At 68.3% G+C, this 19,353-nt stretch carries 20 protein-coding genes; 13 read left to right on the top strand and 7 right to left on the bottom strand.

Annotated features, from left to right (window positions below):
* Window positions 1-28 precede the first annotated feature (28 nt).
* Window positions 29-814, bottom strand: coding sequence for an SDR family NAD(P)-dependent oxidoreductase (locus tag K9B35_RS19140; RefSeq protein WP_224923604.1), 786 nt, complete (start codon window positions 812-814; stop codon window positions 29-31).
* Window positions 811-1,377, bottom strand: a complete 567-nt coding sequence (locus K9B35_RS19135; RefSeq protein ID WP_224923603.1) for a carboxymuconolactone decarboxylase family protein — start codon at window positions 1,375-1,377, stop codon at window positions 811-813. The genes K9B35_RS19140 and K9B35_RS19135 overlap by 4 nt, the downstream gene beginning before the upstream one ends.
* A gap of 76 nt (window positions 1,378-1,453) precedes the next feature.
* On the opposite strand from K9B35_RS19135, the gene K9B35_RS19130 reads away from it, so the two are divergent.
* The 10 genes from K9B35_RS19130 to K9B35_RS19085 all read left to right on the top strand — a co-directional run bounded on the left by K9B35_RS19130 (window position 1,454) and on the right by K9B35_RS19085 (window position 9,039).
* Window positions 1,454-2,038 (top strand): anthranilate synthase component II, encoded by a 585-nt coding sequence (locus K9B35_RS19130; RefSeq protein ID WP_224923602.1) that lies wholly within the window; start codon window positions 1,454-1,456, stop codon window positions 2,036-2,038.
* Between the two features lie 143 nt (window positions 2,039-2,181).
* A complete protein-coding gene (locus K9B35_RS19125; protein WP_224923601.1) occupies window positions 2,182-2,535 on the top strand; it encodes a PilZ domain-containing protein in 354 nt (117 codons plus the stop codon).
* Window positions 2,536-2,611: 76 nt separating this feature from the next.
* Window positions 2,612-3,607 (top strand): anthranilate phosphoribosyltransferase, encoded by a 996-nt coding sequence (trpD, locus tag K9B35_RS19120; RefSeq protein WP_224923600.1) that lies wholly within the window; start codon window positions 2,612-2,614, stop codon window positions 3,605-3,607.
* The gene (gene trpC / locus K9B35_RS19115; protein WP_224923599.1) at window positions 3,604-4,389 is read left to right on the top strand and encodes an indole-3-glycerol phosphate synthase TrpC; all 786 of its coding nucleotides are present in this window, start codon (window positions 3,604-3,606) and stop codon (window positions 4,387-4,389) included. The genes trpD and trpC overlap by 4 nt, the downstream gene beginning before the upstream one ends.
* Complete coding sequence (gene moaC, locus K9B35_RS19110) at window positions 4,386-4,856, top strand: cyclic pyranopterin monophosphate synthase MoaC (RefSeq protein ID WP_224923598.1); 471 nt, start codon at window positions 4,386-4,388, stop codon at window positions 4,854-4,856. The genes trpC and moaC overlap by 4 nt, the downstream gene beginning before the upstream one ends.
* Window positions 4,857-5,020: 164 nt before the next feature.
* Window positions 5,021-5,962: a PilZ domain-containing protein gene (locus tag K9B35_RS19105; RefSeq protein ID WP_224923597.1), complete on the top strand. Its 942-nt coding sequence runs from the start codon at window positions 5,021-5,023 to the stop codon at window positions 5,960-5,962.
* A 38-nt stretch (window positions 5,963-6,000) separates the two neighbouring features.
* On the top strand, window positions 6,001-7,185 hold the full coding sequence (locus K9B35_RS19100) for a molybdopterin molybdotransferase MoeA (RefSeq protein ID WP_224923596.1): 1,185 nt from the start codon (window positions 6,001-6,003) through the stop codon (window positions 7,183-7,185).
* A gap of 71 nt (window positions 7,186-7,256) precedes the next feature.
* Entirely contained in the window at window positions 7,257-7,928 is a 672-nt protein-coding gene (lexA, locus tag K9B35_RS19095; RefSeq protein ID WP_224923595.1) for a transcriptional repressor LexA, read from the top strand.
* Window positions 7,929-8,043: 115 nt separating this feature from the next.
* The gene (locus K9B35_RS19090; protein WP_224923594.1) at window positions 8,044-8,454 is read left to right on the top strand and encodes a GFA family protein; all 411 of its coding nucleotides are present in this window, start codon (window positions 8,044-8,046) and stop codon (window positions 8,452-8,454) included.
* A 207-nt stretch (window positions 8,455-8,661) separates the two neighbouring features.
* Window positions 8,662-9,039 carry a hypothetical protein gene (locus K9B35_RS19085; RefSeq protein WP_224923593.1) on the top strand — a complete coding sequence of 126 codons (378 nt, stop codon included), beginning with the start codon at window positions 8,662-8,664 and terminating at the stop codon, window positions 9,037-9,039.
* Window positions 9,040-9,048: 9 nt separating this feature from the next.
* Here the strand turns inward: K9B35_RS19085 and K9B35_RS19080 are convergent, their stop codons facing one another.
* Window positions 9,049-11,151 carry a ComEC/Rec2 family competence protein gene (locus K9B35_RS19080; RefSeq protein WP_412103492.1) on the bottom strand — a complete coding sequence of 701 codons (2,103 nt, stop codon included), beginning with the start codon at window positions 11,149-11,151 and terminating at the stop codon, window positions 9,049-9,051.
* Window positions 11,152-11,329: 178 nt separating this feature from the next.
* On the opposite strand from K9B35_RS19080, the gene gltX reads away from it, so the two are divergent.
* The 3 genes from gltX to K9B35_RS19065 all read left to right on the top strand — a co-directional run bounded on the left by gltX (window position 11,330) and on the right by K9B35_RS19065 (window position 14,341).
* Window positions 11,330-12,757: a glutamate--tRNA ligase gene (gene gltX, locus K9B35_RS19075; RefSeq protein WP_224923592.1), complete on the top strand. Its 1,428-nt coding sequence runs from the start codon at window positions 11,330-11,332 to the stop codon at window positions 12,755-12,757.
* A gap of 29 nt (window positions 12,758-12,786) precedes the next feature.
* On the top strand, window positions 12,787-14,061 hold the full coding sequence (locus K9B35_RS19070) for a citrate synthase (RefSeq protein WP_224923591.1): 1,275 nt from the start codon (window positions 12,787-12,789) through the stop codon (window positions 14,059-14,061).
* A gap of 88 nt (window positions 14,062-14,149) precedes the next feature.
* Window positions 14,150-14,341, top strand: coding sequence for a hypothetical protein (locus tag K9B35_RS19065; protein WP_224923590.1), 192 nt, complete (start codon window positions 14,150-14,152; stop codon window positions 14,339-14,341).
* Window positions 14,342-14,346: 5 nt separating this feature from the next.
* On the opposite strand, the gene K9B35_RS19060 is transcribed toward K9B35_RS19065, so the two are convergent.
* Genes K9B35_RS19060 through K9B35_RS19045 form a run of 4 tightly spaced genes read right to left on the bottom strand, consistent with a single transcriptional unit; the run spans window position 14,347 to window position 19,238 of the window.
* Window positions 14,347-15,561 (bottom strand): S41 family peptidase, encoded by a 1,215-nt coding sequence (locus K9B35_RS19060; RefSeq protein WP_224923589.1) that lies wholly within the window; start codon window positions 15,559-15,561, stop codon window positions 14,347-14,349.
* A 5-nt stretch (window positions 15,562-15,566) separates the two neighbouring features.
* Window positions 15,567-16,940: a sensor histidine kinase gene (locus tag K9B35_RS19055; RefSeq protein WP_224923588.1), complete on the bottom strand. Its 1,374-nt coding sequence runs from the start codon at window positions 16,938-16,940 to the stop codon at window positions 15,567-15,569.
* Window positions 16,937-18,037, bottom strand: coding sequence for a DUF2336 domain-containing protein (locus K9B35_RS19050; RefSeq protein ID WP_224923587.1), 1,101 nt, complete (start codon window positions 18,035-18,037; stop codon window positions 16,937-16,939). The genes K9B35_RS19055 and K9B35_RS19050 overlap by 4 nt, the downstream gene beginning before the upstream one ends.
* A 34-nt stretch (window positions 18,038-18,071) precedes the next feature.
* The gene (locus K9B35_RS19045) at window positions 18,072-19,238 is read right to left on the bottom strand and encodes a hypothetical protein (RefSeq protein WP_224923586.1); all 1,167 of its coding nucleotides are present in this window, start codon (window positions 19,236-19,238) and stop codon (window positions 18,072-18,074) included.
* Between the last annotated feature and the right edge of the window lie 115 nt (window positions 19,239-19,353).

Raw genomic sequence — 19,353 nt, 5'->3', positions numbered from 1 at the left:
CGCCACGACGCGGGTTATTGACGCTGCGTCACCCGACCCGCGTCGCCATGCCGCCATCCACCGGGAGCAGCACGCCGGTGATGAAGCGCGCCTCGTCCGACGCGAGGAACAGCGCCGCATTGGCGGTGTCGGACGCATCGCCCATCCGCCCGCCGAGCGGAACGCGCGCATTCCGCTCAGCGCGCACCGCGTCGGTGCTCCGCCCGGTCGCCCCGGCAATTCCGGCGACGGCCATCGGCGTATCCAGAAACCCCGGCAGGATCGCGTTGCAGCGGATGCCCCGCCCGGCATTGGCGTTGGCGACCGAGAGCGTCATCCGGTTCATCGCCGCCTTCGACACTTCATAGGCCATCTGAAATCCGCCGGCGAGGCTGGCGAGCGACGAGATGTTGACGATCGCCCCGCCGCGCTGCGCGCGCATTGGCGCCAGCGCGGCGCGGGTCATCAGCCACCCACCCTTCAAATTCACCGCCATGATGCGGTCGAATGCGGCTTCTTCGAGCGCATGGGCCGGACCGTCGCCACCGCCGATGCCGACATTGTTGACCAGGATGTCGATCCGCCCGAACCGCTCGACCGCCAGCGCGACCGCCGCGGCGCAGTCTTCAGCCTGAGTCACGTCTCCCGACATCGCGACCGCCGCCTCGCCGATCGCAGTCGCTGTCGCCTCGGCGCGGTCGAGCAACCGGTCCATGCACAGCACCTGCGCGCCCTCCGCCGCGAAGCGTTCGGCGATCGCGCGACCATTGCCGCGCGTCTCGCCTGGCATCTGCCCCGCCCCGGCAACAAGCGCGACCTTGCCCGCCAGCCTCATCGCGGAAAGTCCTTATCGAGCGTCTGGCCCGGATCAAGCTGAACCCCAAAGCTGTTCAGCGCCATCGACACCTGCGTGTACTGACCGACGGTATAGACAAGGTCCATGCACTGCTCACGGCTGAAATGGGTGGACAGTGCAGTCCAGCTGGCGTCGGAAATATGGAAATCGCCGGTAAGATCGTCGACCGCGTTCAGGATCGCTACGTCCCCCTGCGCCCAGCCGCCCGCGTCCGCGCCATGCTTGATCCCCTCAATCTCTGCGTCCGACAGCCCGGCGCGAATCCCGATCGGTACATGCTGGGTCCATTCATAACCCGAACGGCAATTCCAACCGGTGCGCAGGATCGCCAGTTCGCGCTCGCGGGCCGGAAGGCTGTTCGATCGACCGAGAATATAGCTGCCCCACGTCAGAAAGCGTTCCAGCGCCTTCGGCTTGACCGCCATCGTGCGAAAGATGTTGAGGACCGATCCGCGTTCGATATGCGATGCCAGTACCCGGCGCTGCTCGTCGTCCCATTCCTCGTCGCGCGTCGGCGCGATCCGTGCCTCGTCCAGCCGCATATCCGCTCCTCATTTCACCTTTCGAGTTTCGGGTATGTTATGGCATTTCGGCACGGAACGCACTAGCGGTGAATCCATGATCCTCGTCATCGACAATTACGACAGCTTCACCTGGAACCTCGTCCACTACCTGATGGAGTTGGGCGCGGAAGTGAAGGTAGTGCGCAACGACGCGCTGACCGCGCAGGAGGCGATCGCCAGCAACGCGCAGGCATTCCTGCTCTCCCCCGGCCCGCGCACCCCGAACGAAGCGGGGATCAGCCTCGACCTCGTCGCCGCGTGTGCCGAGGCGGGCAAGCCGCTGCTCGGCGTGTGCCTTGGCCACCAGTCGATCGGCCAGCATTTCGGGGGCAAGGTGGTGCGCGGCGGTCTGATGCACGGCAAGACGTCCCCGGTCAGCCATGACGGCACCGGCCTGTTCGAAGGACTGCCCAGCCCCTTCACCGCCACGCGCTACCACTCGCTGATCGTCACCGAGATTCCCGATGCACTGGTGGTCAACGCGACCGCATCGGACGGCAGCGTCATGGCGTTCCGCCACCGAGATCTTCCGATCCACTCGGTCCAGTTCCACCCGGAGAGTATCGCGACGGAACATGGCCATGCGATGCTGGCGAATTTCATGAAGATCGCCGGGCTCGACGCAAAAACACTGGCGTGAAATCCCCGGGCCGCAGTCAACACCGGCTTAACCCATTGGCGCTACCATCTTCGCCTAAGTCGTAATTGCGGGTCCGCGTTCGCGCGGAGCCGGAAGGTCAAACCATGGGCGAACCAGCGATCCACGAATCTCTCCCCCCTCGAATGCCGCGCCAGCAGGTGCTGTTGGGTGCTGAGATTTGCGGCTTTGGTGGCGGTGCGCCCACCAAGCACCGGATCAAGGACCTGTCGGCTGGCGGTGCGCGAATCGACCGCGCGGGTACGTTACGGCCCGGCGCGACCGTACTGGTCTCGGTCGGCGTGCTCAAGGCGGTCGGCGCAACCGTCGTGTGGGTGAAGGACGATCTGGCGGGGCTGCGCTTTGCCGAAAAGATCGACCCCGACGCAGCGCGGTCAAAGGCGATCATCGCTCCGCCCACGCCGCGCCCGACCCAGGTGACCAATCAGGGCGCGACCGCAGGCTGGGTACGCGACCTCAGCAGCCCGTATCGGCGCTGACCCCATGCGCCCGCGCTTGCCCGACGCATAACAGGAATTGCTCGACTTGAGCCGCGCGCGCCGGAATAGAGACGGCGTGACCAACTTCAGCCTCCTCCCCGATCCAACCAGCCCGCTCGCACGCGAAAGCGCCGCGCAGGCGTTCGCCGATATCCTCGATGGCCGCGCCGCCGAGGACGAGATCGAGGCGTTCCTGATCGCCCTATCCGATCGCGGCGAAACCAGCATCGAGATCGCCGAAGCCGCGCGGGCGATGCGCGCGCGGGTGATCCCGGTCAGCGCCCCCGCCAACGCGATTGACGTATGCGGCACCGGCGGCGACGGGCATCACACGCTCAACGTATCGACTGCCGTCGCGATCGTTGTCGCGGCAGCGGGCGTGCCGGTCGCCAAGCATGGCAACCGCGCGGCGAGCTCCAAATCGGGTGCGGCGGACACGCTGGAGGCACTCGGCCTCGACCTCGACCGCGCTGCCGCCAATGCCGAAGCGCATCTCAACGACCTCGGCATCGCGTTCCTGTTCGCGGCGAAGCACCACCCGGCGATGGCGCGCGTCGCCCCGATCCGCAAGCGCATCGGGCGGCGCACGATCTTCAACCTGATGGGGCCGCTCGCCAATCCGGCGGGGGTGCAGCGCCAGCTGATCGGCATCGCCCGCCCCGATTATGCGCCGATCTATGCCGAGGCTTTGGCGCAGCTGGGCGTCAAGGGCGCGGCAATCGTCGCGGGTGAAGAGGGGCTGGACGAGCTGTCGCCGGAAGGCGGCTCGCTGGTGGTCAGCATCGGCGATGTCAGCCTGCCCGCGCGCGTGACGCCCGCCGATGCCGGCCTGTCCGCCCACCCGCTGTCCGCACTGCGCGGTGGCGATGCGCAGGAAAATGCCGCAGCGCTCCGCCGCCTGCTCGACGGCGAGCGCGGGGCCTATCGCGACGCCGTGCTGTTCAACGCAGCTGCGGCGCTGGTCGTCGCAGGTGAAGCGATCGATCTGCGCGAAGGCGCGGAGGAAGCGGCCGAGACAATCGACAAGGGGCTTGCCAAAGCGCTGCTCGACTGCTGGATCGCCGCCGCATGAGCACGATGCTGGATGAAATCATCGCGGTGAAGCGCGGCGAAGTGGCGGACCGCAGGGCGACGACGTCGCTGGCGGACCTTCAGGCGCTGGCGATGGCGCAAACCCCACCGCGCGGCTTTCGCGCCGCTTTGGATGCCAAGGCGGCGAACGGATACGGCCTGATCGCGGAGATCAAGAAGGCCTCGCCCTCCAAGGGGCTGATCCGCGCCGATTTCGATCCTCCCGCGCACGCCCGCGCCTATGCCGCCGGCGGCGCGGCGTGTCTGTCGGTGCTGACCGATGCGCCGTTCTTTCAGGGGCATGAAGACTATCTGATCGCCGCGCGCGCCGCCTGTCCGCTGCCGGTGATCCGCAAGGATTTCATGGTCGATCCGTGGCAGGTGCTGGAGGCGCGCAGCATCGGCGCCGACGCGATCCTCATCATCGTCGCCGCGCTCGAAGACGCGCAGATGGCGGAGATCGAGGATGCGGCGATCGGCCTGGGCATGGATGTGCTGGTCGAAGTGCATGACGCCGAAGAGCTCGACCGCGCGCTGGCGCTCCGCTCGCGGCTGATCGGGGTGAACAATCGCAATCTCAAGGACTTCACCGTCTCGTTCGACCGCACCTATGAACTGGTCGGCCGCGCGCCCGACGGCTGCACCTTCGTCGCCGAAAGCGGACTGACCGCCCGCGCCGACCTCGACGCGATGGCTGAGCGGGGCGTGCGCTGTTTCCTGATCGGCGAGTCGCTGATGCGGCAGGACGATGTCGAGGCGGCGACGCGGGCGATGATCGGGTGAGCGACCTCACCCATCTCGACGACACCGGCGCGGCGCGCATGGTCGATGTCGGCGGGAAGGCCGAGACGGAGCGCGTCGCGATCGCGACCGGGCGGATCACGATGTCGGCGGAGGCCGCTGCGGCGATCCGCAACGGACTGCTCAAAAAAGGCGATGTCATCGCCGTCGCGCGCATCGCCGGGATCATGGCGGCGAAGAAGACCAGCGACCTGATCCCACTCTGCCACCCGCTCGCGCTGAGCAAGGTCACGCTCGACCTGGTCCCCGACGACAGCGGCGTCACCGCCACCGCGACCGTCGGCCTGACCGGGCGGACGGGCGTGGAGATGGAGGCGCTGACCGCCGTCACCGTCGCGCTGCTGACCGTGTACGACATGGCCAAGGCGCTCGACCGCACGATGGAGATCGGCGCAGTGCGGCTGATCGAAAAGCGCGGCGGCAAGTCCGGCGACTGGCACGCCGACTAGGACATAATCCTCCCCCGCCAGGGGGAGGCGGCGCCACCTCCCCCTGGCGGGGGAGGATATCGAAACTGGCACGCCAAGCAGGGTTAACCCGCCCCTTACCGCGCTCGCTCAGCGAATCTTGATGCCGCAGGCCCCACATATTTTTCGTTCAGTTGTGGGGCGTTATGTCGAGTTTGGGGCGGTCGGCCATATTTTCATTATCGGGCGGGCTCGATCCGGTTCAGCCGGGTAACGGCGAGAACGCCGCGCATGGCCGGTTGGTTGGCGCGCATGGCACGCGCGACTGTTTCATCCACCGCATTACCTCCGCCGGCGCGACCCTGACCGTCACCGGGCCGATCACCCATGGCGAACGCGCCACGATGGAGTTGCCCTTCGGCGTCAGCGCGGAGGGGTCGGTGGTCGGCGACGATCCCGATTCGCTCGCCTTCCGCTTCGACGCGCCGCTGGATGTGGTCGCGGCGCTCGCCCGATGCCTCGCCGCACTGCCCGCCGAACGTCGCCAGATGCCGCGGATCGAGCTGCGCCAGCGGCTGTGCCTGCGTCACGGCGATCAGGTCGATTTCGCTTGGACCCGCAACCTCTCCCCCGCTGGCCTCGGCATCGAGATCCGCGCATCGCTGAAGGTCGGTGAGGTCGTGGAGATCACGCTCGACGGGCTACGCCCGATCGCGGGCGAGATCCGCTGGATCGAACATGGCCAGGCGGGGATCGCCTTTGCCGAGGAGATTGGCTGGCAGATCCTGATGCCGTGGCTGCGTCAGGTCGCCGATCGCCGCCCGCCGGTCGCGCACGAGCCGATGGTCGGGAGCGTGTCGCCGCTGGGTGCGGTCAAGAACGCGATCCGGCTCGACGCGGCGACGCATGTCCGCTCGGGCAGCAGCTGGTGGAACGCGCAAATCACTTCGCTCAGCAACGCGCTGGTCGAGTTCGAGAGCGATACCGAATTCGCGCCGCTGTGCGGCCTGTGGCTGTCGCTGCCGCAGATCGGCGGCTGGCCGATCCGCGTGATCGAATGCCACGGCGCGCGCCACGTCGCCGAATTCCGCCTGCCGCTGCGCCCGCACGAAATGGCACGGCTGAGCGAGTCCGCGCGGCCCCGGTGACGCCTCGACCATAGGCCTCGCCCCGGCTAATCGGGGCCATGGCCGACATGATCTCTTTAGCCGAAGCGCAAGAACGCCTGTTCGCATTGGCCGACCCGGTGTCGGTCGAGCATGTGCCGCTGCGCGACGCCGCCGGGCGCTGGGCCGCCGCGCCGGTGGTTGCGCTGCGCACCCAACCCGAGCTCCCGCTATCGGCGATGGATGGCTATGCGATCCGCTTTGCTGAGCCGCCCGGCCCGTGGCGTGTCATTGGCGAAAGCGCGGCGGGGCGCCCGTTCGCGGGATCGGTCGCGCCGGGTGAAGCCGTGCGCATCTTCACCGGCGCGGCGATGCCCGACGGCGCGGACACGATCCTGGTGCAGGAAGAGGCGGCGCGTCAGGGGGACACGCTGTCGCTCGATGGCGAAGGCCCGCCCGCCCATGGCGCGCATGTCCGCGTCGCAGGGCTCGACTTCACCCAAGGCGAGACGCTGATCGCACCCGGCCTGCCGCTGACTCCCGCACGGATCGCGCTCGCCGCCATCGCGGGCCACGCCACCCTGCCCGTCCGCCGCCGCATCCGCATCGCCATCGCCGCCACAGGCGACGAGTTGCGCGCAGCGGGGGAGCCAGTCAGCCCCGGCGAGCTTCCCGAGAGCAACGGCGCGATGCTCACCGCGCTGCTCGGCGCGCTGCCGGTCGAATTGATCGACCTCGGCATCCTCCCCGACCGGATCGATGCGCTCACCGCTGCCTTTGCCGCAGTCGACGCCGACCTACTCGTCACCACCGGCGGCGCGTCGGTCGGCGACCATGACCTCGTCCGCCCCGCGCTCGCGGCTGCCGGCACCGAGATCGATTTCTGGCGGATCGCGATGCGTCCCGGCAAGCCGATGATGGCCGGGCGAATGCGCGATACCGTCGTGCTCGGCCTGCCCGGCAACCCGGTGTCTGCGCATGTCACCGCATTGCTCTTCGTCCTGCCGATGGTCGCCTATCTCTGCGGCGCGAGCGATCCCCTGCCCCGCCGCCGCACCGCCATTCTCGGCGCAGCGCTGCCCGCCAATGGCCCGCGCGCCGACCATATCCGCGCGGTCCATAGCGACCGGGGCGTGGTCCCCGCCGACCGTCAGGACAGCTCGATGCTGCGCATTTTGGCCGCGTCGGACTGCCTGATCATACGTGCTCCACATGTTCCGGCGGCCGCACCGGGCGACTCGGTGGAAATCCTCGACATCAGCTGAGTCGCACCCGCTTGACGCGCCGTGGAACAAGGCGTAAACGTTCCACGTCTGTTCTTGATAGGGGACGTCCAATGCTTACGAAGAAGCAGCATGAGCTGATCTGCTTCATCGCCGACCGTCTGGCCGAGACCGGGGTTTCGCCCTCGTTCGAGGAGATGAAGGATGCGCTCGACCTCAAGTCGAAGTCGGGCGTCCACCGCCTGATCTCGGCACTGGAGGAACGCGGCTTCCTGCGTCGCCTGCCCAATCGTGCGCGTGCGCTCGAAGTGGTCAAGATGCCCGAGCGCGGCGAGACCAAGAAGGCGGCAACGTCCAAGTCGACCGTCGTCGCGATGCCGCGCCCCGCGCCGCAACCGGCCAATGACGTGATCGAAATCCCGCTCCACGGCCGCATCGCTGCAGGCGTACCGATCGAGGCGATGGAGGGATCGACGATGCTCCCCGTCCCCGCCGCGTTGCTGGGGTCAGGCGATCATTATGCGCTGGAAGTCGCCGGTGACTCGATGGTCGAGGCCGGGATCTTCGACGGCGATTATGCGCTGATCCGCCGCCAGGAAACGGCGCGCGATGGCGAGATCGTGGTCGCGCTGATCGATGAGATGGAAGCGACGCTGAAGTATTTCCGGAACGAAGGCAGCATGGTCCGCCTCGACCCGGCGAACCGCAGCTACGACCCGCAGCGCTACCGCCCCGATCAGGTGCGCGTACAGGGCCGCCTCGCCGGCCTGCTGCGCCGCTACTGACACACTTAAAACCCCTCCCATTCATGGGAGGGGTTTGGGGAGGGCAGTTGCGGCACACTCTCCCCGTTCGCCCTGAGCCTGTCGAAGGGCATTGCGAGCCGCAAGGAGAGCCAGCATGACCCTGACCGGCGGATGCCATTGCGGCGCGGTACGTTATCAGATCGACGGCGAACCGCTGCACGGCGGTCAGGCGCTGTGCCACTGCAGCGATTGCCGCCGCTGCGCTGGCGCACCGATGGTCGGCTGGGCGATGTACCCTGAGGACGCGGTGACGGTGACGCAGGGGTCCCCACGCGAATACGCCTCGTCAGACACCGGCCGCCGCTGGTTCTGCGAAACCTGCGGCACCGGCCTGCTCTACCGCAACGCGACCAACCTGCCGGGCCTTGTCGACGTCCAGGCATCGACCCTCGACAACCCCGACGCCGTCCCCGCCGCCGCCCACATCCAGACCGCCGACCGCATCGGCTGGATGAAGGATGCGCATGGCTTGCCTGAGTTTGAGCGGTTTCCAGGCGGGGCGTAGCAGCCTCGCAGCTGCTGTGGGCTGATCGCGGGTGACACCCCTTACTCGTCACCCCGGCCTTGTGCCGGGGTCCACCGGGAGGCAGGCGCGGAGCGTGAGGCCTATCGACCGAATGCGGGAAGCGGTGTCCCCCAGCGCAAGCCTTGGTTGGCTAGGCTTGAAGCGGTTGGCCTTGCCGCTCCGGGGAAATTGCGCTGATCTGGCGGAATGAAGCGCTGGTTGATCATCGCGAGTGCACTATGCCTCCTGTCGACGATCCTCGTCGTGCAGGTCTGGAACGGCCCGATTTTCGATCGCGCAAAGCTGGCGACGATGAAGGCAGAGGCGCGCGTGCTGACACGAACGCATCCAGTGACAGCGTCCGGCAAATGGGTTGAAGTGCCGAAGCGCGACTGGCCCCCCACGATTGCCGGCCTGCACCCGGAACACGTGCAGGTTAAGGGCTGGGGCGTGGACATCACCACCAAATCCTATTTCGACGGCGGCTGGGGCTATCATATCCCGCACGATGAGCCCGCCCTTCCGATGCCGCGGGAATGTTATTCAGAGCCTGCCGCTGGCGTGTTCTGGCACGGCCCCTGTTGACCCGCCCGCTCAACGCGGCGGCATCACCGTCTCTGCCTCCAGCCACGGATGCCGCGCCCCCGCGCGCCGCACCGCCACCACCGTCGGTTGCTCCCCAAAGGTGATCGCAACCCCGCCGGTCTCCTCCAGCTTCGCCCGATCCAGCTTCAGCCATTTCGGCACGCATCCACGCGGCAGCCAGCGATCCGCGACGATGATGTCTGCCGATGCACAAAACGCCACCATCTCGAGCCACGGCACGCGGTAGCCGCTGCGCGTCGCGGCGATCCGCCATTCGCGCCCGCCCCGCTCCACCGTCACCATGCACAGATCCGCACTGCACCGCGCATCGCGCTGCTCGGCCAGCGCGGGGAGCTCGGCATCCACCCCGCCATTCTCGGCCAGCGTGTCGCGGACATAGTCGCCCGCCCGGTCGCGCAGCAGTGCCAGCTCGCCGCCGGGCATCCGCAGCGCCAGATGCCGCCCGTCGCCGGTGACCAGCAGGTCCGGCATCGGCGTCGCCAACGCCCAGATCGCGCCTGCCACCACCGGCACCACTCCGGCCAGCCGCACCCGCGTCCGCCACAACGCGATCCACACGCCGCCTGCGACCATCAGTGCATAGGCACCCCCCGGCATCGCCGGCAGCATCGCCAGCGCCCCGGGCGCGTTCGCGGCGCTATGTGCGATCCACAACAACAGGTGCAGCCCCCGCTCCGCCACCCACCAGAACGGCGCGCCCAGCCCCACCACGTCCAGAAACAGCCCCGCCGCCTCGAACGGCATCACGACAAAGGTGGTGAGCGGAATCGCCACGATGTTGGCGAGCGAGCCGTAAATGCCGGACTTGTGGAAATGGTAGAGCGCGATCGGCGTCAGCGCGATTTCGACCACCAACCCGGTCAGCAACAGCGAAGCAATCCCGCGCGCCAGCCGCCGACCCCAGCCCTCCTCGCGCCGCTCGAACCAGCCGCGCACGCGCTGATTTTCATACAGCGCGACAATCGCGGTGACCGCGGCAAAGCTCATCTGAAAGCTCGGCCCGACCAGCGCCTCGGGCCACAGCAACAGCACCACCAGCGCGCCGAACGCGACGAGGCGCAGCGTGATCGCCTGTCGCCCCAGCATCATCGCCGCCAGCACCATCAGCGCCGCGATACACGACCGCACCGTCGGCACCTCCGCCCCGGTCAGCAAGGTATAGCCCACCGCCGTCACCCCCGCGACGCCCGCCGCGATCACCGGCAACGGCCAGCGCAGCGCCAGCGTCGGGCTGAGCGCGAGCAGCCGCAACACCAGCAGCATCGTCGCCCCGACCACCGCCGTCACATGCAGCCCGCTGACCGACAACAGATGCGCCAGCCCCGATCGCCGCAGCGCCTCGGCATCCTCCTCGGAAATCGCCCCGCGATCACCGGTGACCAACGCCGCGGCAATCCCGCCCGCGCTGCCCTCAACCCGCGACTGAACATGCGCGGTCAGCCGCGCGCGCAGCCCGCTATCGGGCCGCCCCGGTGCCAGCACCTCGACCGGTGCAAACCCGCGCCCCGTCGCGCCCAGCCCGTCGAACCATGCGACTCGCTCAAAATCATACGCCCCCGGCACCGCCGGCGGCGCTGGTGGCATCAGCCGCGCCCGTACCCGCACCCGCGCGCCCGGCGTCAGCCCGTTGGGCATATCTTTCACCGCCAGATTGACCCGCACCAGCGCGGGCAAGCCAATCCCGGCATCGGTGGCAATACGCAGCCGCACCAGTTCCCGCGCCGGCATCGGCTCGATCCGCGCGACCGTCCCCGTCACCTGCACCACCGCCGGACGCGCCAGCACCGGCGCGGCAACCCGCTCCGCTCGCCACCACACCAGCGCACAGCCCAGCGCGACCAGCAGCCCCGCCCACACCAACGCCCGCGCCGCGCGCCCGCTACGCCCCACCGCCAGCGCCGCCGCCGCGACCGCCAACCCGATCAGGATCACCGCGCCCCACCGCGCCGCATCGGGCAGCGCAAACCACGCCGCGATGCCACCGCCGATCATCACCGGAACCCACAGGAACAACTGCCCGCGCTCGGCCTCCAGCCAGCGCTCGACCCGCGCGCCGACGCCGCCCGGCCATGCCAGGTGCGGGACCCGCATCGGCCCCCATGCGCGCGCGGCGTCGGTCCCCATCGGGGCCACAGCTTGGGCCAGCCATAGTCCCTACGCAACCCACTCCAATACCCTACGTATCACTGCGGTTTGAAGCCTGCGAAACCGCGTGCTAGGGGCGCAGCCGGCCATCCCGGCCACCCTTTGCAAGCTGGAGATCGCGCGGTTGAGCGCAGTAGTTGAGCCTTCGGGCACGAACATCGTCACGCGCTTTGCGCCCTCGCCGACCGGCTTCCTGCACATCGGCGGCGCACGCACCGCGCTGTTCAACTGGCTGTTCGCGCGCCATCACGGCGGCAAGTTCCTGCTGCGCATCGAGGATACCGATCGCGCCCGCTCGACCGATCCGGCCATCGCCGCGATTCTCGACGGAATGCGCTGGCTCGGCCTCGATTGGGATGGCGAGGAAGTCTATCAGTTCGCCCGCGCCGATCGCCACGCTGAAGTCGCGCACGCGATGCTGGAGAGCGGCCACGCCTATCGCTGCTGGATGACGCAGGAGGAGATCGCCGCGCAGCGTGAGGCGGCACAGGCAGCCAAGACCCCCTATCGCATCCGCAGCCCATGGCGCGACCGCACCGACGGCCCGCTCGACCAGCCGCACGTCGTCCGCATCCGTGCGGAGCGCGAGGGCGCGACGACGATCCGCGATCTGGTGCAGGGCGAGGTGACGGTGCAGAATGCCGAGCTGGACGACATGGTCCTGCTGCGCTCGGACGGCACGCCGACCTATATGCTCGCGGTGGTGGTCGATGATCACGACATGGGCGTGACCCATGTGATCCGCGGCGACGACCACCTCAACAACGCCTTCCGCCAGCTCACGATCCTGCGCGCGATGAGCTGGCCCGAGCCGATCTACGCGCACATCCCGCTGATCCACGGCGCGGACGGGGCGAAGCTGTCCAAGCGGCACGGCGCGCTTGGTGTTAATGATTACCGTGACGACCTGGGCGTGCTGCCCGAAGCGCTGTTCAACCACCTGCTCCGCCTCGGCTGGGGCCATGGCGATGACGAGTTCATCAGCCGCGAACAGGCGATCGCATGGTTCGGGCTGGAGGGCGTGGGCAAGAGCCCGTCGCGCTTCGACCTCAAGAAGCTCGATAACATCAACGGCCATTATATCCGCGCGGCGGACGATGCCCGGCTGGCGCAGCTGGCCGCGCCTTTCCTGCCGTTCGTCCCCACGCCCGAGCAGCTCAATCTTCTGCAACGCAGCATGCACGCGCTGAAGCCACGCGCCGCCAGCCTGATCGAAATTGCGGCCGGTGCCGCCTTCCTGTTCGCCACCCGGCCGCTGCAAATCGACGCGGATGCGGCCCCGCTGCTTGAAGGTCAGGCACGCGAACTTATTTCGCAAGTGCACAGCGCGCTTGACGCGGTCGCGGACTGGAATACGGAAGCACTCGAAACCGCGGTACGCGAAGTTGCGGAGTCGGCGGGCGTCAAACTGGGCGCGGTGGCACAGCCGCTGCGCGCGGCGCTCACCGGAAAGCGCACCTCGCCGGGGATTTACGACGTGCTCTTCCTGCTGGGGCGCGACGAAAGCCTCGGCCGGATTGCGGATCAGATGACGGCCTCCCCGGGCGCATGAAACGGACGGCTGAAGGAAAGGAAGTTACGATGACCGACTCCACCCTCAATCTGGGCGACAAGGGCTATCCTGTGCGACAGGGCAGCGTCGGCCCCGAGGTCGTCGATATCCGCAAATTCTATGCCCAATCGGGCATGTTCACCTATGATCCGGGCTTCACCTCGACCGCATCGTGCGAGAGTGGCCTCACCTATATCGACGGTGACGCCGGCGTGCTGCTGCATCGCGGCTATCCGATCGACCAGCTTGCCGAACAGTCGAGCTTCATGGAGGTCGCCTATCTGCTGCTGAACGGCGAGTTGCCGAACGGCGACGAGCTGGGCAAGTTCACCCACACGATCAGCCGCCACACGATGCTGCACGAACAGCTCGCGACCTTCTATCGCGGCTTCCGTCGCGACGCACACCCGATGGCGATCATGTGCGGCGTGGTCGGCGCGCTGTCGGCCTTCTACCACGACTCGACCGACATCACCGATCCGACCCAGCGGATGATCGCCAGCCACCGGCTGATCGCCAAGATGCCGACGATCGCGGCGATGGCGTACAAGTACAGCGTGGGTCAGCCGTTCCTGTATCCGGACAATTCGCTGTCCTACACCGGCAATTTCCTGCGCATGACGTTCGGCGTTCCGGCGGAAGAGTATGTCGTCGATCCGATCATCGAATCGGCGATGGACAAGATCTTCATCCTCCACGCCGACCACGAGCAGAACGCGTCGACCTCGACCGTCCGTCTCGCCGGCTCGTCGGGCGCCAATCCGTTCGCGTGCATCGCGGCGGGCATCGCCTGCCTGTGGGGTCCGGCGCATGGCGGCGCCAACGAAGCCGCGCTCAACATGCTGCGTGAGATCGGCCATCCCGACCGCATCCCGGAATATATCGCCCGCGCCAAGAACAAGGACGATCCGTTCCGCCTGATGGGCTTCGGTCACCGCGTGTACAAGAATTTCGACCCGCGCGCGAAGGTGCTGTCGAAGGCGGCGACCGAAGTGCTCGACAAGCTCGGCATCAGCGATCCGGTGCTCGACACCGCGCGCGAGCTGGAGCGGATCGCGCTCAGCGACCAGTATTTCATCGACAAGAAGCTCTACCCGAACGTCGATTTCTACTCGGGCGTGATCCTGTCCGCGATCGGCTTCCCGACCACGATGTTCACCGTCCTCTTCGCCCTCGCCCGCACCGTCGGCTGGGTCGCGCAGTGGAACGAAATGATCAGCGATCCGGACCAGAAGATCGGCCGCCCGCGCCAGCTCTACACCGGCCCGACCCAGCGCGATTACGTGCCGGTCAGCCAGCGCTGAGCCACGCGCACGGTGAAATTGAAACGGGGATCGTCGCAACGCGGCGGTCCCCTTTTTGTTTGAGTGGTCGAAACGACCGGAGACTCCAATGCGCCACACGATCCTCGTTTTCGCCGGCGTTCTCGCGATTCTGATTGGCCTGCTCTGGGTCGCGCAAGGGCTCGACCTGCTCAACTGGCCGCCGCAGAGCTTTATGGTCGCCGACCGACAATGGGCGTTGCGCGGTGCGCTTCTCGCCGGAGTGGGCGCGATCCTGATCGCGGCATTGCGTCGCCGCTGAAGCGTTCAGCCCGCGACAATCATCCGCCGCGCCTCGGCGAGGCCGGCGGCGAGGATGTCCGCGCCATCCGGCACCAGCACGTCGGGTTCGAGCAACCAGCGCGGGCGGTCCTGCACGTCATAAACCGGCTCAGCCGAATATTGCAGCTCCAACCCGCTGCGGTCGAGGCGCAGCGGGAATACCGCCGCGCCCAGCCGCATCATGCGCGTGCCGACGATCCGCGCGCGCCCGATCCCGCGCATCCCCATCGGGAACCCTTCGGCCATGCTCGCGCTCCAATGGTGGCACAGCACGACGACGGGCCGATCATAGGTGAACGGGCCACGTGGCGCGACGACTTCGGTCCAGGCCGGTCCCAGCCCCGCCCCCGCCCGGCGGCGCATCCGCGCATAGGGGCGGGTTTCGCTAATGAAGCGCCCCATGATCGGGCGGGCGACTGCGGTGTCGCCGCCGCCATTGTTGCGCACATCGATGATCAGCGCGGGGGCGTCGCGAAACTCGGCCAGTCCCGCATCGAACGCTGCAATCGCCGCGTCGTCGGAGAAGCTGCGGATCGCGATCAGGCCGATGCCGCCATCGAGCCGCCGGTGGCTGACATCCGGCACAGGGCCACGCTGGTTGAGCGGCAGTGCAACCTCGCGCGAGCCGCCCGGCGCGCGCAGCTGGATCGTGCGCGGCATCCCGCGCCCGCCAGCGACCACGGTGTTGATTACGAACGCGTCGGCTTCCGGGTCGGCGCGCCGCTGACAGCGCAGCGCGGCCGCCTGGATCGCCGCCTCAACCGGCAGGCCGTTCACCGCACTCACCACATCGCCGATCGCGATGCCCGCCTTTGCCGCCGCCGACTCCTCCTGCACCGCCGTCACGCGCAGCCCATCGGACGCGCGCTCCACGATCAGGTCGAACGGCGGCATGCGCGGCGTGCCGTCTGGCGCGGTCCGCACATTGGTGTGCGCATCGTACAGCTCACCCAGCGCCCCGCGCAGCACCAGCGCGAACGCATCCCAGTCCGGCGCGGCCAGCGCCAGCGGGCGATAGACGCGCCGCACCGCCGCCCAATCGGTCGCCTTCTCGCCGAAGAAGCAGTAGCGGTCCCGCAGCGTCTCCCACATCTCGTCGAAGTCCTGCGCCATCGCAATGTCGCGCATCGGCTCTTTGGCGAAGGCAGGGAGCGTCAGGCCGGCGGTAAGGCCAGCCATCGTCGCGCGGCGGGTGATCATGCGGACTACTCGCGGGCAGGAAGGGTCAGGACGAAGCGCGCACCCTGTCCCGGCGCGCTGTCGACGGTGATATCACCGCCCATCGCGCGTGCAAGCCGCCGCGCGATGTACAGGCCAAGGCCGCTGCCGCCCGGCTCGCTCGGATCGACCCGTCCGAATTTCTCGAAGATGCGGCCATGATCCTCCGCCGCAATCCCCTTGCCCTGATCGGCGATGATGACGCAGCCCAATGCGCCCTCGCGCTCCAGCCGCACCCACACCGATCCGCCCGGCGGCGAATAGCGCACCGCATTGCCGATCAGATTGACCATGATCTGCAGCACGCGGCGGAATTCGCCGGTCGCGGGCAGGCGCTCGTCCGCCTTGGGCTTGTCGATCCGCACATCCGCCTCGCTCGCGCGCACCGCGAGCAGTCCGGCGGCGCGGCGCGCGATATCGGCGAGGTCGATCGGCTCGGCCTCAACCTCGAAATCATCGCCCTCGACCGCAGTCAGATCGGCGAGGTCATCGACCAGCGACAGCAGATGCCGCCCGGCATTGGCGATGTCGCCAGCATAATCGGCATAATCGGCGCGCAGCGGTCCATCCAGCTGCGCGCTGATGCTATCGGCATTGGCGATGATCCGGCTCAACGGCTTGCGCAGCGCGCGGTCGAGCCGCTGGCCGAACTCGCTGGTGAACACCGCCGGCGCTGCGGGCGGATGCGTTGGCGCATCCTCCGCCGGATCGATCATCTCGGCCGCGCCAGTAAAGCCAGCGAAGCGCGTCTGCGCATCGACGCGCGGGCTCGCCGACAGCCGCACGCGGCGACCGGTGCCGCGCAATTCCGCAACCTGTCCCTCGAACCGCCCCTGTTCCGCCGCAGCGGTCAGGATCGGCAACGCGCCCTCATCATCCGCCTCCAGCGCGAACAACAGCGTGAGCGGCTGGCCCAGCATCTTGCCCGCATCGAACCCGTAACGCGCGCCCGCCTCGAGTGAGAGGTGCGTCAACCGCATCGCCGAATCGCATTCCCACACCCAATCGGCATCGGAGCGCAGGAAATCATCCTCGCGCCCTTCATCCTCCGCCGCGCGCCACGCCGCGCGCGGACGCCATCCGCTGACCTCCAGCCGCACGCCATCACTATCGGGCTCGGCGCGGACCCACAGGTCGATATCATCCTCGCCATCCGCCGCGACGATGTTGCGCGAAATCGCGATGCCCAGCCGCAGCGCCAGCCGCGCGATCGACGCGATCTGAGGGACCGCCAGCGGCTCGCCCTGCTTGCCGCCGGCGCGGGCGTTGAGGTCGGACAGGCGCGGCTCGGCATCGAGCAGCCGCCCGTCGCGACCGACCCGGCCGATCGCGATCGGAATATGCGGATCCATCGCGTTCATGCCGCGCGCCCCAATGCCTGCACCGCAGCGCGATAGTCGGCGGGCAACCGCAGCCCGGCCAGCGCCGCGCGCGCTTCCTCCACATCGACCGCCATGATCGTGTCGAGCGTCTCGGCAAACGCCTCGATATCGCGGCGCGGATCGGCCTCGGTCAGCGCAAGGCCGAGCCGTGCAATCGCCTCCCGATCCAGGTCCAGCGCGCGCAATGCAACCCAGAGCCGCCCGCTGCCCGCATCGAGCGCCAGGCTGCGCGCCACGGGATATTCCACCCCCAGCGCATGCGCCAGCAGGCCAGCAAACAACGTCACGCGCCGGTCGCCCAGCGCTTCGTTCAGTAATTCGGGCAGCTCGTCCGGCTGCGCATCAATTGCGGCAGCAAGGCGCATCACCGCGGCCTCGACCCGGTCACCTTCGTCATGCGCGGTCAGGCTGCGTTGCGCCGCCTCCGCCAGCACGCGGTCGAGCGTTACAGTGTCCTCAGCAGCCACCCGCGCACGCAACGCGGCGGCGACCCACCAGACAAGCTTGTGATGCAATTCGGCGGGCAGGTCGGTCTGCGGCAACGGCCCCGTCTCCGGCAGGCTGCGGCGACGGCTTTCAGCAATCAGCACACCCATCGCACTCTGCGCCAAAACTCGGTCCGGATGCTGGACGAATCGGTTGATCAGGCTCGGCCGTTCGGGATCGTCATGCGCCTGCACCGGCATGCTGCTCGCCAGCATCTCCTGCCGCACCTGCGCGATCAGTTCGGCCATCAGCTCGCGGTCACGCAACAGGCCCGACTCGGACAAGGCAGCGAACACGCCATCGGCCCCCGCCAGCGCATCGGCCAGCCCGGTCTCGCCCTGCACATGCAACTGGCGCACGCCATGGTCGCGAATCTCGCCCTCGACGGTATCGACCAGTGCACGCAGCAGGCGACCCAGCCCGACTCGCGTCCGCTCGTCCAGCCGGTGCGATTCGGGGAGGAAAAAGTCGTCGATCGCGGTCGCCAGCCCCCGGTAAGCGGCAGCGTCCGCACTCGCGGCGTGCGCGAGTAACGTGCGGGCGCCCCGATTGGTGGCGCCGTCACTCATGTCGACATTCGGGTCGGACATGGTCTCCGGATAACGGAATGCGGTTAAGGTCGCCCTAAGGCTTTTCCCGCTTGCTCTCAACCGCCGCCGCCAGCGTAACGAATGCGTAGATCGCAATCGCCGCCAGTCCCCAGCTCACCCGGCCCGCCATCGCAAAGGGGGTGACGAGCAGCAGATACGCCGCTGGGCTGCCCCACCAGCGACGGATCACCGCCTGGCTGCGCTCGGCAATCGCGGTCGCAGCGATCGTCACGAGCGCGAGGATGACGCCGTCGAGCGTCTGATCGAGGCGCATTTCGAGCAACCCCAGCGCGCCGACCACCGCACCGACGATCGCGCCGATCAGCGCCTCCTGCATCAGCGCGCTTTTTTCTTCGCCCCGCAGCGCCGACAGCGCCGCCCCGGTCGCCAGCGCCGCGACCCCCGGAATCGCGATTGCCGCGCCCCAGCCATAGCCGAACGCGATCAGCGCGGTCGCCGCCGCCCCGGTCAGCGCGCCGCCGGCCATCAACAGCCAGGCGGGAATGCCCCGCTCGACCACCTTGGGCAGCACCAGTCGCGCGACGCGGGTGAACACATGACGGTCGGCCCAGCTTGTCCGCCGCTCGGTCAGCGCCGCCAGCACCGCGTTGCTGCGGCTCGCCAGCGCCGCGCCTTCGCGCTCGACACCATGGCCGGCGCGCACCGCGCCTGCCGACAGCGGCACCTGCTCCGCCCCCGCCTGCACGATCGCGCGCAGCAGCGTCGATTGGAAATCATAATCGGGCGGGAAGTCGGCAATGTCCTTGATCCGCCGCGCCGGGGTGTGCGCAACCCCCGCCCAGCAATTGCGCGCGTCGATCCGCTCGAGCGACGCGGCGGGATCCTGCGTCACCAGGATCGCGTCCTTGCCCTCGCCCGCCATCTTGTCGATCACATCGTCGGTGGTGACCAGACCATCGGCGACCACCACGACATGCGCGAGCGGATGGACCCGCGCCGCCGCCTCCGCCGCCGATCGCACGATATCGACCGGCACCCCGCGCTTGGCCGCGCGGCTGACCGCGCCGAGCAAGGCCGGCGTAACCCGGCTGACCGCCACCAGAATATGCCCCGCGCCCGCGCCAATGAGCAGCCGCGCCTGATATTCGAGCAGGGTCATCCCCCCGAACGGAAGCGTCGCGGCGAGCACTCCCGCGCGATCGCCCGCATCCTCCGTCGCAAAGATCAGCCCCGCCAGCATGTTGATCCGGTTAGGCGAATTGATTCGGCGGGGGAAGGGGCAGAAATCCTCCCCCAGCTTGCTGGGGGAGGTGGCAGCGCGCAGCGCTGACGGAGGGGCCTCCCTCGCAGAGGGC

This window comes from Sphingomonas sp. R647, from assembly GCF_020177055.1.
Taxonomy (GTDB): Bacteria; Pseudomonadota; Alphaproteobacteria; order Sphingomonadales; family Sphingomonadaceae; genus Sphingomonas.
This window is presented reverse-complemented; position numbering and strand designations above follow the sequence as displayed.